This window comes from Rhizobium leguminosarum bv. viciae (assembly GCF_012276115.1).
Lineage (GTDB): Bacteria > Pseudomonadota > Alphaproteobacteria > Rhizobiales > Rhizobiaceae > Rhizobium > Rhizobium leguminosarum_T.
In genome coordinates this window covers 343,858-358,742 of sequence record NZ_WIEU01000002.1, presented here as the reverse complement: position 1 = coordinate 358,742, position 14,885 = coordinate 343,858, and the positions used below count along the sequence as shown (strand labels likewise).

The 14,885-nt window shown below is 61.5% G+C and carries 14 protein-coding genes; 8 read left to right on the top strand and 6 right to left on the bottom strand.

Features of this window, described 5'->3' with window-relative positions; translation table 11 throughout:
• Positions 1-164 precede the first annotated feature (164 nt).
• Genes GFM02_RS04960 through GFM02_RS04925 form a run of 8 tightly spaced genes read left to right on the top strand, consistent with a single transcriptional unit; the run spans position 165 to position 8,516 of the window.
• Positions 165-1,199 carry an ABC transporter substrate-binding protein gene (locus GFM02_RS04960; protein ID WP_168320978.1) on the top strand — a complete coding sequence of 345 codons (1,035 nt, stop codon included), beginning with the start codon at positions 165-167 and terminating at the stop codon, positions 1,197-1,199.
• A gap of 6 nt (positions 1,200-1,205) precedes the next feature.
• The gene (locus GFM02_RS04955) at positions 1,206-2,018 is read left to right on the top strand and encodes an ABC transporter ATP-binding protein (RefSeq protein WP_168320977.1); all 813 of its coding nucleotides are present in this window, start codon (positions 1,206-1,208) and stop codon (positions 2,016-2,018) included.
• Entirely contained in the window at positions 2,015-2,851 is an 837-nt protein-coding gene (locus GFM02_RS04950) for an ABC transporter permease (RefSeq protein WP_168320976.1), read from the top strand. The genes GFM02_RS04955 and GFM02_RS04950 overlap by 4 nt, the downstream gene beginning before the upstream one ends.
• Positions 2,852-2,877: 26 nt before the next feature.
• Positions 2,878-4,236, top strand: coding sequence for an FAD-dependent oxidoreductase (locus tag GFM02_RS04945; RefSeq protein WP_168320975.1), 1,359 nt, complete (start codon positions 2,878-2,880; stop codon positions 4,234-4,236).
• Positions 4,233-5,390 (top strand): CaiB/BaiF CoA transferase family protein, encoded by a 1,158-nt coding sequence (locus tag GFM02_RS04940; RefSeq protein WP_168320974.1) that lies wholly within the window; start codon positions 4,233-4,235, stop codon positions 5,388-5,390. Before GFM02_RS04945 ends, GFM02_RS04940 begins: the two co-directional genes overlap by 4 nt.
• Positions 5,387-6,163 (top strand): enoyl-CoA hydratase-related protein, encoded by a 777-nt coding sequence (locus GFM02_RS04935; protein ID WP_168266805.1) that lies wholly within the window; start codon positions 5,387-5,389, stop codon positions 6,161-6,163. The genes GFM02_RS04940 and GFM02_RS04935 overlap by 4 nt, the downstream gene beginning before the upstream one ends.
• A gap of 35 nt (positions 6,164-6,198) precedes the next feature.
• Positions 6,199-7,122 (top strand): LysR family transcriptional regulator, encoded by a 924-nt coding sequence (locus GFM02_RS04930; RefSeq protein ID WP_020052902.1) that lies wholly within the window; start codon positions 6,199-6,201, stop codon positions 7,120-7,122.
• 5 nt (positions 7,123-7,127) lie between these two features.
• On the top strand, positions 7,128-8,516 hold the full coding sequence (locus tag GFM02_RS04925) for an amidohydrolase family protein (RefSeq protein WP_168266807.1): 1,389 nt from the start codon (positions 7,128-7,130) through the stop codon (positions 8,514-8,516).
• Positions 8,517-8,528: 12 nt separating this feature from the next.
• On the opposite strand, the gene GFM02_RS04920 is transcribed toward GFM02_RS04925, so the two are convergent.
• The 6 genes from GFM02_RS04920 to GFM02_RS04895 form a co-directional block, all read right to left on the bottom strand.
• Positions 8,529-9,419, bottom strand: coding sequence for a dihydrodipicolinate synthase family protein (locus GFM02_RS04920; protein ID WP_168320973.1), 891 nt, complete (start codon positions 9,417-9,419; stop codon positions 8,529-8,531).
• A gap of 36 nt (positions 9,420-9,455) precedes the next feature.
• On the bottom strand, positions 9,456-9,782 hold the full coding sequence (gene fdxA / locus GFM02_RS04915; RefSeq protein ID WP_168320972.1) for a ferredoxin: 327 nt from the start codon (positions 9,780-9,782) through the stop codon (positions 9,456-9,458).
• 270 nt (positions 9,783-10,052) lie between these two features.
• Positions 10,053-11,102 (bottom strand): LacI family DNA-binding transcriptional regulator, encoded by a 1,050-nt coding sequence (locus GFM02_RS04910; RefSeq protein WP_131662434.1) that lies wholly within the window; start codon positions 11,100-11,102, stop codon positions 10,053-10,055.
• Between the two features lie 79 nt (positions 11,103-11,181).
• Complete coding sequence (locus GFM02_RS04905; RefSeq protein ID WP_168320971.1) at positions 11,182-12,222, bottom strand: LacI family DNA-binding transcriptional regulator; 1,041 nt, start codon at positions 12,220-12,222, stop codon at positions 11,182-11,184.
• A gap of 209 nt (positions 12,223-12,431) precedes the next feature.
• On the bottom strand, positions 12,432-12,728 hold the full coding sequence (locus tag GFM02_RS04900) for a hypothetical protein (RefSeq protein ID WP_017957793.1): 297 nt from the start codon (positions 12,726-12,728) through the stop codon (positions 12,432-12,434).
• 169 nt (positions 12,729-12,897) lie between these two features.
• Positions 12,898-14,796 carry an ABC transporter ATP-binding protein gene (locus tag GFM02_RS04895; RefSeq protein ID WP_168266820.1) on the bottom strand — a complete coding sequence of 633 codons (1,899 nt, stop codon included), beginning with the start codon at positions 14,794-14,796 and terminating at the stop codon, positions 12,898-12,900.
• Positions 14,797-14,885 lie beyond the last annotated feature (89 nt).

The following is a 14,885-nucleotide window of genomic DNA, read 5'->3' as shown; positions in this document are numbered from 1 at the left end:
CCCGCAGGTTCTATCCGATAGCGTTGCCTTTTTGGCAATTCAGTTAGCGAATAATTGTTCTTTATTAGAACGCCAAAATTCCCCATCCTCCCCGGGCACTCGGCAAATGAGCTTCGGTACACGACGATAAAAGCCGGACCGGGGGAACAAATAGGGGAACTATTATGTCTCATTTCATGATGAACCGCCGTCGCTTCATATCCAATGTCGCCACGGTGGGCGGTTTAGTCGCGGCACAGACCCTGATCGGCGTGCGTGCGGGCCTTGCACAAGACGTCGCCCAGGTGAAAATGCAGCTGGGCTGGCTGGTCTCGAACGGCGTGATCGGTGAAGTCGTTGCGCAGAAGAAGGGTTTCTTCAAGGAGCAGGGCGTCGAGCTGGAGATCGTTCCCGGCGGCCCGAATGTCGATGGCGTCGCCGGTGTCGCGGCGGGGCAATCGACGCTTGGCCAAATCTCGTCCAGCCCGTCGGTGATGCTGGCGCGCTCCGCCGGCATCCCCGTCAAAGCCTTCCTGGCCGGCTATCAGAAACATCCCTTCACCTATTTTTCGCTGAAGAAAGCGCCGATCCGCGAGCCGAAGGACATGGTCGGCAAGACGATCGCCACGCAGCCGACGGCTTTTATCCTGCTTCGCGCCTTGCTCGCCAAGAACGGCATCGCCGAGGATCAGGTGACGATGGTCAATATGGGATCGGACATGAACCAGCTTTTGACCGGTCAGGCCGACGCCGTCACCGGCTGGATCACCAACACCAATGCCCTTTCGGTCCTGGGTGACGACCGCGTCGACATGATGCTCTGGGATGCTGGGCTGCAGCTCTATGCCAATGTCTACTACACCACCGACGAACAGCTCGACAAACATGCCGACGTGCTGGTGCGCTTCACCACGGCAGCCGCAAAGGGCTGGGGCTATGTCCGCGACCATCCGGATGAGGCGGTCGACATACTGGTCGAGACCTATCCCAATCTCGATAAGGCGAGCGAACTCAAAGCCGTCGGTCCGATTGCGAAATTCTCCTTCGGCGACACCACCAAGCAATTCGGCTGGGGTGCGATGAACAGGGAAAACTGGGCAGCCCAGATCAAGGCCTATGGCGACCTCAAGCAGTTCACCGGGACGGTTCCGACCGTCGATGACGTCGCGAGCTTCGCCATACTCGATGCGACAGCCGATATCCGCAAGCAGGTCGGGTGAACGGCCATGACTGCCGCCGCCACCGTCAAACGGCCAGATCCGCTGCCAGCCGGATCGCCGCTCGCCGTCTCCATCGCCAATCTGGACATCCGCTTTGGCAATAAGGACAACGAGATCACCGCTCTTTCCAACGTGTCGGTGAATATTCCCGAGGGAGCGTTCGTGACGATGCTCGGCCCTTCGGGTTGCGGAAAATCGACCCTGCTGCGCTGTATCGCCGATCTCGTGCATATCAACGGCGGTTCGATCTCTGTGCTCGGGCGCTCGCCGCGCGAGGCACGAGAGGGCCGCGATTTCGCCTTCGTTTTCCAGGATGCCACGCTGTTGCCCTGGCGCAGCGTCATCGACAATGTCCGCCTGCCGATCGAGGTCGGCAAGCATGCAGCAGGTTCCTTTGCCGACCCGGTGGAGCTGCTGGCGATGGTCGGTCTCAAGGGGCGTGAAAACGCCTTGCCGCATGAGCTCTCCGGCGGCATGCGCCAGCGGGTCGCCATCGCCCGGGCGTTGGTCACACGCCCGCGCATCCTGCTGATGGACGAGCCCTTCGGCGCACTCGACGAGATCACCCGCGACAAGCTGAACGAGGAATTGCTGCGGCTCTGGCAGGAGACGGGCACGACGATCCTGTTTGTCACTCACTCCATCCCCGAAGCGGCCTTCCTTGGCCAGCATGTGCTGATGCTTCAGGCGCATCCGGGCCGTGTGAAGGAGTTCATGAAGGTCGACCTTCCCTATCCGCGTTCGCTCGCCATGAGAGACACGGTGGAATTCATTCAGGTGACGGCGCATCTGCGCGCTCTGCTGGAGGAATGCCTATGAGCAACGTGGTCTCTTCCGAAGCGCGTTCCGCGCCCGCATCCACGCCGCGCAAGATTGCGATCCTCGACGCCACCGTTGGCACCCTGTCGAGAAATCTGCCGGCGATCCTGGCTGGACTCGGCCTCGTCGTGCTCTGGCAAGTGGTGATCTGGATATTCAAGATCCCGACCTTCATGGCGCCGAGCCCGGCCGACGTCGTGCTCGCCTTTCGCGACAATGCCGCAACGCTGTGGCGGAATTTCCTGCCGACGCTGCTCGAAGCCGCCCTCGGCTTCCTGTTCGGTAACCTCGTCGCCATCCTGCTGGCGGTCTGGTTCGTGCATAGCACGACGGCGGAAAAGGCATTTTACCCGATCGCCGTCTTCATCAAGGCGATCCCGATCATCGCACTTGCGCCGATCCTCGTGTTGATTTTCGGCAACGGACTGGCGCCAAAGATCATCATTGCCGGTCTGATCTGCTTCTTTCCGACGCTGGTCAACATGGTCCAGGGGTTGCGGGCGGCAAGTCCCGCCATGCTCGACCTGATGCGGGTTCTGTCCGCCACCAATTCGGAGATCCTCTGGAAAGTGCGATTTCCGAGCTCGCTGCCTTTCCTGTTCGCCGCCTTGAAGATCGCCGCAACCAGCAGCGTCATGGGGGCGATCGTCGCAGAATGGATCGGTTCGAGTTTCGGTCTCGGCGCCCTGATCATCGAGGCCACCTATAATTTCCGCTCGCCGCTTCTCTACGCGACCGTTGTGATCGCAGCCCTTCTGGCGGTGGTCCTCTTCGCCCTGGTCTCGGTCGTCGAGGCAAAGGTCGTGCGCTGGAAGCCGGCCGGATCGCATTGAGCACGCGCAACCAGGAGAAAACGACAATGATTGAGACAATCCATCAGCCTGCGCGCGACATCAAAGTGGTCGATCGTTCCGACGTCGTCGTGGTCGGTGGCGGCCCAGCCGGGATCTCGGCGGCAGTGTCGGCGGCCCGCAACGGCGCGAGCGTGACCTTGTTGGAGCGCTATCCTTATGTCGGCGGCCTCGCCGCCGGCGGCATGGTGCTGGTGCTCGACGATATGATCAACGAGCTCGAAATCACCGTGCGCGGCATCTGCATGGAAATGATCGAGCGCATGAAGCTCTGGGGTCTGTGCGTCACGCCGACGGACCGCGACCGCCTGATCGAGTTCCGCGACACGCCGGAAGCCTGGCAGCGCTGGGCGCGCTGGGGACTGTTCGACTTTCACACGCCGTCCATGCCGCATCCGATCTGCTTTTCCGCAGCCTTCGACCCCGACGCCTTCAAGCGTGCCTCCTACGACATTCTGGCTCTTGCTGGCGTCAAGCTCAGAACCCATAGCTGGTTCTCCTCCGCGATCGTTGAAGGCAAGACGATCAGGGGCGTGATCTGCCAGACCAAGGCGGGCATGGAGGCAATCCTTGGTGATGTCGTCATCGATACGACGGGTGATCTCGATGTTGCCGCCAGCGCCGGCGCTTCGCATGTCGAATCCAACTTTATCCTGACGACGGTTTCCCGCTGGGGCGGCGTCGATACCGATGCAGCCGAGCGGTTCGAGCGTGAGGATCCGGAGGCCTTCAAGTTGCTCGATCATGAGGCCAAGCGCCTGATCGGCGGGTGCTGGTCCTTCTGGTGGTTGAAGACGCCGCTGCCTGGCGTTGTCTGGCTCAACTGCCCGCATATGCCGAAACTGAGTGGCCTCAAGGTGGAGGATCTGACCCAGGCGGAGCTGGAAGGCCGCGCCCGCATCGCCCGTTTGCTGGATTTCGCGCGTGAAGAAATGCCGGGCTTTGAAAATGCCTATGTCGTCGATTTCGCCCCGCAGACCGGCGTCCGCCAGACCCGGCTCCTGGAAGGCGACTATGTCGTAACCAAAGACGATGTGATGACCAGGAAACATTTCGCCGATACGGTCTGCCGTGGCCGTGATTATTACACGCCGTATCGGGCAATGCTGCCGAAGGAGATCGACCAGTTGATCGTCGCCGGCCGCCATTATTCGGCAACGCCGCAAGCGCAGAAATCCAGCCGCGAAATTCCGCCCTGCATGGCAATGGGCGAAGCTGCGGGTGTTGCAGCCGTCGTTGCGCTCAATGCCGGTACGACCGTGCGCAAGGCCGACATCAAGGCAATTCAGAAACAGATGCGGGCGCAGGGGGCCGATCCCGGCGACGCTCCATCCGAAAACGCTACCTATCTGGAGGCCGCAGAATGACCATTCTCCCCCTCGACGGCATTCGCGTCATCGATTTCACACAAGTCATGCTCGGCCCCTCCTGCACCCAGGTGCTGGCCGATTATGGCGCCGAAGTCATCAAGATCGAAAAGGTCCGTATCGGCGATCTCTCCCGTTGGTCGCTCGGCTCCGATCCGGATGGCCTGAACAACCCGGTCTTCTGCTCGTTGAACCGCAACAAGAAGAGCCTGGCACTCGACCTGAAGCAGCCCGAGGCGCGCGAAACCGTGCTCACATTGCTCGAGACGGCCGATGTCGTCGTCAACAACTTCCGTCCTGGCGTCATGGAGCGCATGGGCTTCGGCTTCGAGGACATGAAGAAGATCAACAAGAAGCTGATTTATGCAGTCGGCACGGGCTTCGGCCTGACCGGCCCTTACCGGCACAAGGGTGGACAGGACGTGCTGGCGCAGGCGGTATCGGGCGTCATGCGCCGCAAGTCGGACTGCAGCCACCCGACTTCGATTTATGCCACGCCGCTTGCGGACTATTCCGCCGGCATGCACCTGGTTCAGGGCATTCTCCTGGCGCTCCTGCAGCGCGACAAGACCGGCGAAGGCCAGCAAGTCGCCGTCAGCCTGTATAATTCCATGCTCGCCATGCAGATGCAGGAGGGGACGACGCATCTGATGCGAGACAGAGACCTCAACTGGGGCGCCTTCCCGCTGACCGGCGTGTTCGAGACCACTGACGGTGCTATCGTCATGGTCGGCGCGTTCAAGCAGAACCCGCTTCAGGATATCTGCAACGCGCTTGAGATCGAGGATCTGTCGCAGTACCCGCATTACAAGGATTTCGACGCGCAGATGGCGCGGCGGCCGGAGCTGCAAACGATCTTCCGCGACAATTTCGCGAAAAACACCATGGCGCATTGGCTGCAGCGCCTGGAGGATGTCGACATCCTCTGCGCGCCTGTCCGCTCCCTGCCGGAAGCGCTGAAGGACGAGCAGACGATCATCAATAAGATGATACTGGAGGCCGGCGAGACGGCAGCCGGCCCGATCCGCCTCATCGGCTCACCGATCGACATGTCGGCGGCTGAGGTCGCGGTGCGCATTTCGCCACCGCAACTCGGCCAGCACAATGACGAGATCCTCGGCTCTCTCGGCAGGTTGCAAGGAAATGCGGCATGAGTGTCGGGTTTTCCGTCGGAGACCGTGTCGCCCGCGTCACCCTGGACCGTCCCGACCGCATGAATGCGGTGGATGCCGCGACGGAGCAGGAGCTGGAGACGATCTGGCGCGAGATCGAAGCGCGGGACGACATCAGCTGCGTTGTCCTGACCGGAGCCGGGGAAAGAGCCTTTTGCGCCGGCGCCGATCTGAAGGGCGGGAGCGGTAGCTCCGGCCTCGATTATTGGGCGGCGAGCCGGGTCAACGGCTTCGGCGGGCTGGCGTTTCGCCGGTCTCTCGATGTGCCCGTCGTCGCCCGCGTCAATGGCTTTGCACTCGGTGGCGGCTTCGAGATGGTGCTCGGTTGCGACATTGTCATTGCCGCGGAAACGGCGCGCTTCGGCCTGCCCGAAGCCCGCGTCGGGCGCATGCCGCTGGATGGCGGCATGGTGCTTTTGCAACGAAAGATCGCCTTCAACCGGGCGATGGCCGTCATGCTGACCGGCCGGCAGTTCAGCGCCGCCGAGATGGCGGGGTTCGGGGTTGTCAACGAGGTGGTTCCTGCGGCTGAGCTGGATGCGGCAGTCGATCGCTGGGTTGCCGATATCGTTGCCTGCGCGCCGCTGTCGCTACGCGCGATCAAGCAGACGGTGAACCGGACCGGCCATCTGAGCCCCGCGGAGGCGCAGGCCTTGCGGACGCCGGCGCTTGTCAAGGCGCTGCAAAGCGAGGATGCGCTGGAGGGCGTTGCCGCCTTCCAGCAGAAACGGGCGCCCGTTTGGCGGGGACGATGAGCATGGTATAGCTTCCGGCATATCGAGGGGCCCTCATGCACGCCAGTATCTTGAAATATTTCGCTGAAGTCGCGCGTTCAGGGTCGATCCGCAAGGCATCGGACGAACTGCATGTGGCGACCTCGGCCGTCAGCCGGCAGATCAAGAAGCTGGAGGACGAGCTTGGAGCACCGCTGTTTGAACGTTTCTCCGACGGCCTGCGATTGACGGCGGCTGGCGAGATCGTGCTGAAGCATGCCAAGGACACGCTGCTGAAATACGAGATCATGAAATCCGATCTCGGCGACCTCCAGGGCAAATGCGCCGGCCGGGTCCATATCGCCTCCCTCGATAGTCTCGCCATCCAGTTCCTGCCGGAATTCGTCATGGGCTTCCACCGGCGGCATCCGGCGGTCGATTTTCGCATCCGCTATGACAATTACACCAGCATTTTCCATTTCCTAGCCGAAGGTGACGCCGATATCGGCGTCACCTTCGATCTTGCCCGGCCGCATGACATCAAGCTGGTCTATGGCGTTCCGATGCCGCTGATGGCGATGGTATCGCGTAATCATCCACTGGCGCGGCAGAAATCCGTCACGCTGCAGGAATGCGCGCAGTTCAAGCTGCTGCTGCAGCTCGACAATGAGGTCATGAGCTCAATGATCGCCGTCGAGCTCGGTGCGCTCAACCGTGTCGGCCGTACGGTGGTGGCGACCAACAATCAGATGATGCTGAAGCCGCTGATCCTGTCTGGTGAGGGGGTCGCCTTCTTCACGCCGCTTGGCCTTCTGGAAGAGCTTGAGGCCGGAGAAGTCGTCGCTTTGCCGATTGCCGCTTCGCGATTGCACGATCTGCAGGTCGGCATCGTCGTGCCGCGTCATCGCCAGCTTACCCACGCAACCGAGGTGGTCATCGAGTCTATGAGCGTCGAGCTGAAGAAGTTCAGCGACAAAATCCAGACTGTGATCCAGAGGTAAAGAAGATGACCCCATCAGCCCGGTTGCTGCCTCGCCCCGGCCATCAGCCTGCGGAGCGTTTTGATGGCGCCGCAGGGTTTCCGGTCGCGCAAAGCGTGCTCGCTACGCTCGGCCCGGGCGATCTGGTGATGCCGTCACCCGTCAACGCCCATGACCACGGATATGGTATCCGTACGCTCGACTTCGGCGCCGTCGACGATGCTCTTGAGGTTTGGATTCCGGGCATGCGCCTGCGACCGCGAACCGATGCCTATCTGGAAGCGTTGGTGGCGTTCGCGCGCCTGGCGCAAACCGGTGTGGGCGCGACGATGCATTGCCACAATTCGCTGAATATCAACCGGCTCGGCGATGAAGCAGCCGCCGTCATCCGTGCCGCGGGGGAAGTCGGCATTCGCCTGGGATTGTCCTGCCCGCTGCTCGATTTCGACCCTTGGGCCTATGGCGGCGGGCCGGAGAAGTTGAAGCCATTGCTGAGCGAGGACGACTGGCAGGCTCTGTCGCCGAGCATCCCGGCCTATGCGCCGGTCGCGGAACAGATCGCCGCCGTCGACGCGGTGGCGGCGGCAAATTCCAATCCGATGGTCGATGTTCAATACGGGCCGGTCGGTCCACAATGGTGTTCCAACGCCATGCTGGAGGCGATCGCCGAAGCATCTGCAGTCAACGGCCGGCGCATCCACATGCATCTTCTGGAAAGCCCCCGGCAGCGGCAATGGCTGGATCGCCGCTTCCCGCAAGGTGTCGTCCGCTTCCTTGATGAAATCGGTTTCCTATCGTCGCGGCTGGCGGTTGCCCATGGCGTGCAATTGCAGCCGGCGGAATGCGAGCTTCTGGCGGAAAGGGGCGTGCAGCTCGTCAGCAATCCCTCGGCCAATCTGCGTCTGCGCTCCGGCATTGCGCCGATTTCGCTCGTGGCAGAGAAAGGGCCGGCTCTTGCCATTGGCCTCGACGGGTCAGGCTTCGACGACGATCAGGATCTCTGGCGCGAAATGCGACTTATCCACCTTCTGCATGGCGGACGCGAGCTCAATCGCCGGTTCACCGCCGACCAGATTTTCGATGCCGCCATTCACATTGGCGCCAAGGTGCTCAACGCACCAGCCGGCCAGGATTTCGCGGTGATCGATTATGATGCCCTGACGGCTGACAGCCTGTTTGACGATATCGATGAGGCCGAGATGCTGTTGACCCGCATGACATCAGACCAGGCCAAGGGGCTATTCGTCGGCGGGCGCGAGATCATGAGGGACGGTCGCTTGACCACCGTCGATTTTGATGGAGCGCGGCGGGAACTGCGCGAGCAGGCAAGGGCCGATTTGCCCCGCCTCCGGCGCGAACGGCAGCTTGCCGCAAGTCTGTCGGCTGCAATCCGCAGCTACTACTCGCGGTGGTGAGAAGGTCGGTATCTAGCCTGCGCTCGTCAACTGAGCGGCGATCGTGTCCAGCGCGTCCAGGCTTGCCGCTTCAGCGATTTTCAGGTTCGGTGGCAATACATTGCCCCATACAGCATGCCCAGTCCGCTTGCCGACGAGATATTTGACCGCCGGAATGAGCGGGTGAGCGGCGATCGCCTGCCTGAGGTTTCTGACCCTATCGAGGGTCGCCTGATCGCTCTGGTTCTTCCACAGCCGTGCCGAGGATTGCGGATCGATATTGACCGTTGCCGAAATACAGCCGGCGAAATTATGCTTTTCCGCCTCGGCAAGAGCTGCCTCGTTGCTCGGGAAGACGGCAAAGCCGGGAATTCGTGCGAGCCTACGGGCATAGTCCAGATTGCCTGAACTATCCTTTGCGCCGCGGATGCGCTCGGGAAACATTTGGATGAGTTTTGCTGCCAGGGCAGGGGAGAACTCGATGCCTGTCAACTGCGGGAAATTGTAGAGATACAGGCCGATAGGCGTTTCGGCTGTCTCTCGAATGAGCTGGTCGAACCAGGCAAAAAGCCCTTCATCCTGGACCGGCTTGTAGTAGTAAGGCGGCAGAACGAGCGCGGCGGCATAACCCAGCTCGTAAGCCTGCCGTGTCAAGTCGATCGTCGTTTCAAGATCGGGCGTTCCGGTGCCCACCATCATCCTGCCGCCATTGAGGCCCTTTGCGGCGGCGGTCATGAGCGCCCTTCTTTGCACGGAGGAGAGCGCGTTGGCCTCGCCCGTCGTTCCCAGTACATTGAGAAGATCGCATCCCTCCGCCAGGCACCAGCGGCCGTGTTCAAGGAAAGCATCCACATCGACGGTTCTGTTTTCGGTGAAGGGGGTAGGGACGGCCGCGACGACGCCACCGATCTTTACTGCTGTCATGTCGATTTCCGTTCTCGATCGAGAGGCCTGTCTTGATCAGGCTCTTTCATAGGCGGCGACGAGTGGGTGATCGCGATTGGTAGTATGGTTTTTGTCCCATCCGCCGGGCGAGCCCCAGTTGGTGACGTCGGGGCCGAAGAAGTCCTGATTGACGGCTTTGAACTGAATTCGGCCCTGCGGAATTTCCTCGTCCCATGAAATGGCATCGACCGGACAGACCGACAGGCACAGGCCGCAATTGATGCATTCGCCTGGGTGTATGTAGAACATCCGTCCGCCTTCGTAGATGCAGTCCACGGGACAGGCGACCGTGCAATCGCCATCCTTAACGTCGATACAGGGATCGGTAATGACATAGGCCATCCGGCAATACCTCACTCTTCACTTGAGACGAATATGGCAAAGGATAGCGTTGCGAAAAAGCGCCGATTTTCGATGTTCTGATTGCCGAAAAGGCAACGCGACAGCCTTGCGGCCAGCGGCACCGCGAGCGCCGAAGCCAAAGTCGCCTGTGCAGCAAGCCGCAGCTGGGATGATGGCTAAGTATCCGGCGTAGGTAGCAGGATGCGATACATCATTGGCACTTGGTAAGTGGCGCCGGTGCTGATCATGCTTGACGGTTTTCGGACGATATCATGCTCTATTTCTTTGATTGAGCGTGAAAGCGTCGCTTTCGCCGGGAACGAGTTCCAACGGCCAGATCCTGTTGCGGGCGCCCTGCGGATAATGATCGGCATAGGCCGGCATGGTGGCGAGCAGGGTTTCGCCGAGCTGCGCGCCGAGATCGCGCAGCGACATGCGGAAGGAGGTCAGCGTTGGCTGCAGGAAATGCGTGCGCGGCTCCTCGCGGAAACCGACAACGGCGAGGTCGCGGCCTGGCACGATGCCGGCCTCGGCAAGCCGGCGGTAAAGCCCGATCGCCATCAGCTCGTGGATCAGGATGATCGCCGTCGGCCGCTCTTCAATCATCAGCAATTCGTGGCCGGCCTGATAACCGCCCTGTTCGCTTGACTTGACCCGGATGACGAGGGCCGGGTCGAAGGCAATACCGTGCCGTTGCAGCGCCTGGCGGTAGGCGTCGAGGAAGAGATAGCCAAGATTGATGTCGGAGGAGGGGGCGGCCACCGCGATCCGTCGGTGGCCTTTGGCGACCAGCCGGTCGACGCCGCGCGCCGCCACGCCCTCGAAATCGAGGTCCATCCAGGTGTAGCTGCCGCCCGACGCGCTACGACCGAGCGCCACGAAGGGGATGCGGGCCTTTTCCAGAAGCTCGATGCGCCTATCGGTGCGTCGTGTCGCCGAGATAATCAGCGCGTCGACAAGCCGGCGCGCCACCATGCGCTTCAGATATTCATGCGGGTCCTCGTCATCGGGACAGGGCAGCATGACGAGATCGAGCTTGTGGCGGGAAAAGACGCTCTGCAGCCCGTCGGTGACGCCAAGGAAGAAGTCGTCGCTGTTTTCGACCGTCTCGCGGCTCACTTCGAGCATCAGCCCGATGACGTTGGTCATGCCCTGGCGAAGGCTGCGGCCCGATTGATTGGCGACGTAACCGAGCTCTTCGGCGGCGGCGAGCACTCGCCGGCGCGTTTCGTCGTTGACGTCGGGCTTGCCGTTCAGAGCACGGGACACCGTTCCGATCGAAATGTCGAGATGCTCGGCGAGCTGGCGGATTCCCCTCATCTGCGTCGATCTTCCTCCCGGTTCACGCGTCAACCCTTCTTGCCACAGGATGGAGCCTGCGAAAAGCCGTGGGGGAGGGTCAGGGTCTGAAGCTCTGACGGATGACAAGCTCCGGAATGACGCGTTCGTAGCCCGGAAGCAAGCCCGGGTTTTCAAGCCGCCGCTCCATCAGCTCGACGGCGCGCTGCGCCATGGTCAACGGATCCTGGCGGAAGGTGGTCAGCTGATAGCTCAGCCAGGAGGATTCCGGCACGTCGTCGAAGCCGATGACGGCGACGTCTTCGGGGATGCGCAGCCGCGCTTCCAGGCGCACGACATCCATCAGTCCGAAGGCAATCTGGTCATTGGCGCAGAAAACGGCGTCTGGCTTTATTGTCTGCGAGAAGAGCGCGCGTGCGGCGGTGACGCCGCCGTCATAGTCGGAATCGCCGCCGCGTCCGACGACGACGGATGTGCCGAGCGATCCGGCCGTCGACTGGAAGGCGCTTTCGCGCTCGATGATGGAAGGCGTTCCGGTGTTGGAGCCGATGACCGCCAGCCGCCGTCTGCCGCTTTCGTAAAAGGCCGTCGCCGCCTTGCGGGAGGCCTCGGAGTTGCCGGCGCGCACATGGTCGGCATCGGGTTCCGAACGGCCGATCACCACGAGCGGCTGTCCATTTCGCTGCGCGAGTTCGAAGAAACTCGCCGGCGGCGAGCCGGACAGGATGATGATCGCCTCGGCACGGTGACCGATCAGCATCTTCTGGGCGGCGAGCAGCTCGTCTTCCGTCTGGCCGGTATTGATGAGAATCGGGATGCTGCCGCGTTTGATCAGGCATTTGGCAAGCGCTGCGGCCAGATGCGCTCGAAAACCCACTTCCGGCCGGGTCGCGACGATGCCGACCAGGCGGCTCTGATTGGCAAGCACGCCGCGCGCCAGGTCGTTGACATGGTAGCCGAGTTCTTCCGCCGCCCGCAGCACCTTTTCGCGCGTTGCAGGCGCCACGCTGGTGCCCGGCGTGAAGGTACGCGAGACGGCGGAGCGTGAAACGCCCGCCAATTGCGCCACCTGCTCGGCGCTGACGAAGCGCATGCGTTCTTTCTTTGGCGTCTTGCCGCCGTTCACTGGACCATCATTCATCGGCTTTCAGCTATTGGTCGTCTCTAACAGCCGGATGACAGGCGGCCGAGGCAGCCGGAAATTTCTGCTATGGGAGTGACCGCAGGCTAACTGCATTGGCCCAGCAAAGAAAAACCGAGGCTTGCGGATGCAGCCTCGGTGATGGCGAAAATCAACGGCGACGACGAATAATCAGATCCGCGCCGCCATAGGAAGGCCAGGTCTGCCCGCTACTCGCAGACCCGCACGGTTTCGATATGATAGCCGCCGTCATAGCGGTTGCGGACATCGCGGTCCTCATACCAGCATCTCGGCGCGGGTTCGACATAACGCGGACCATCGACGTAGCGAGGGCCGCTATTGGCGATCGCGCCACCGATCAGACCGCCGACGACGCCTGCGGCAACGCCACCGGCGATAGCCCGGCCCGTATCATCGTGGTGATGGCGATCACGCGCGGCAGCGGGCTGAATGGCCGATCCAACAAGGGCCGTTGCGATCAACAGGCTGCTAATAATTCTCTTCATAACATTCTCCTCAGTGGCACTCGTCCCCGATAGGAAATAAATGCGGCAGCAAGGCGTTTGTTCGTTCAAACTTTGCGACAGGCATTAATGCATGTCGCCTGAGATCAGAGCGCCGTGCGTCACGGACGCACAAAGGTCGCTCTGACACTTTCAATCCCCGCACGATGCGCTAGGTCGCCGACTCCGCTGCCGTCGTCTCTTCCAGCACATCTTCGGGAATGTCGTCGAAGGAGGAGTAGTTCAGATTGTAGAGCTTAGAATAGAGCTTGCCGTTCTTCATCAGCTGGCGGTGGTCGCCGCTTTCGATGATTTCGCCGTTCTGCAGCACGATGATGCGGTCCGCCTCACGGATCGTCGCTAGGCGATGGGCAATGACAAGGCCGGTGCGGTTTTCGAGCAGCTTCACCAGCGCCTTCTGGATCAGCATCTCGGTATAGCTGTCGATATTGGCCGTCGCCTCGTCGAGCACGAGGATCTTCGCGTCCGCCACCAATGCGCGGGCAAAGCTTAAAAGCTGGCGCTGGCCGAGCGAAAGGTTGCCGCCGCGCTCGCCGAGAACGCTGTCGTAACCATCGGGCAGGCGCATAACGAAGTCATGCGCGCCGACGGCCTTCGCCGCCTCGATCACCTGTTCGCGCGTCGCCTCCAGCTTGTGGTAGCGGATGTTTTCGAAGACGGTGCCGGTAAAGAGGAAGGGTTCCTGCAGCACCATGGCGATCTCAGCTCCGAGCGAATCCTGCGTCAGATCACGCACATCGTCGCCGCCGACCAGCACCTGGCCCTGTTGCACATCGTAGAAGCGATGGATCAGCGACATGCAGCTCGATTTGCCGGACCCCGTCGGCCCGACCAGCGCCACCGTCTCGCCGGGATTGACTTTGAAGCTGACATGCTTCAGCACCGGATGTTTCGGATTGTAGCCGAAGACGACGTCCTTGAATTCCACCGATCCGTCCATGTCGCGCGACAAGACTTTGGCATCGGGCGCGTCCTTGATGTCGACAGGCACGTCGAGCACTTCGGTCAGCCGCTGGCCTGACGCCATGGCGCGCTGCATCACCGAATATTGCAGGGTCAGCGAGCGGATCGGGTCGAAGAAGCGCTGGATGTAGAACAGGAAGGCGACGAGCACGCCGACATCGAGCGCCTGATTGAGAACGCGGGCGCCGCCGACGACGATGACGAGCGCCATCGCCACGCCGGTCAGGCTGTCGACGATCGGCACCATCACCTGCGCATAGCGCGCCGCCGTCAGATGCGTCTTGAGGTTGGCATGCGCCTTGTCGTCGTAAAGCGTGAAGTTGACGCCCTGCCTGTCCATGCTCTGGACGGCGCGCACGCCATGGATGGCTTCTGCAAGCGCACCATTCGCGACCGAATTGGTCTCGTGCGCGGCCATGAAGGATTTGCGCGCCAGCGGCAGCCAGAACAGCCGGACGATGAACAGCACCGGCAGCACCGAGAGCGTCAGCAGCCCCAATTTGAAATCGAGATAGAGCATGACGAAGACGATGCCGAAGAGCAGCACGATGTCTCCGACTGACAGCACCGAGGTTTCGAGGAATTCCTGCATCGAGTTGACGTCGCCCTGCAGGCGCGACATCAGCCGTCCCACTTCGGTCTTGTCCATGAAGGAGAGCGAGACGCGCTGGAGATGCGAAAACATTGCCTTGCGGATATCGAAGAGCACGTCCTCGGCCACGCCGCCGACCAGTGTCTCCTGCGCATAGCTTGCCGCATAATTGATTGATATGGCGATGGTGAAGGCGACGATAGACCAGACCAGAGCCGAATGGTCGCCGCCCGGCGACATGCCGTGGTCGATGGCATAGCGGATGATCAGGGGGATGGTGAGCTGCATCATCGTGAACGTCAGAACGGCGACGACCGACCACAGGACCTGGCGGCGATAGGGGTGAACGAAAACCCAGATGCGCTTGACGATGTTGCCGTCGAAGGCCTTGCCGAACATCTCCTCCTCGACGCGGTGTGAACCGACCACCGCTCGCGGCGGGCGGCGTCCATCCTCGCGAACGTCGGGACGCTCGGTTTCCAGTTCCTCGGCCATGCCATTCCTCCCGCGGCCATCACGTCCGGTGGCCTGCATAGTCATTGCTTGTCCGCTCTTCTCCCCGAGGGCAGAAGAAGGGAATTCAT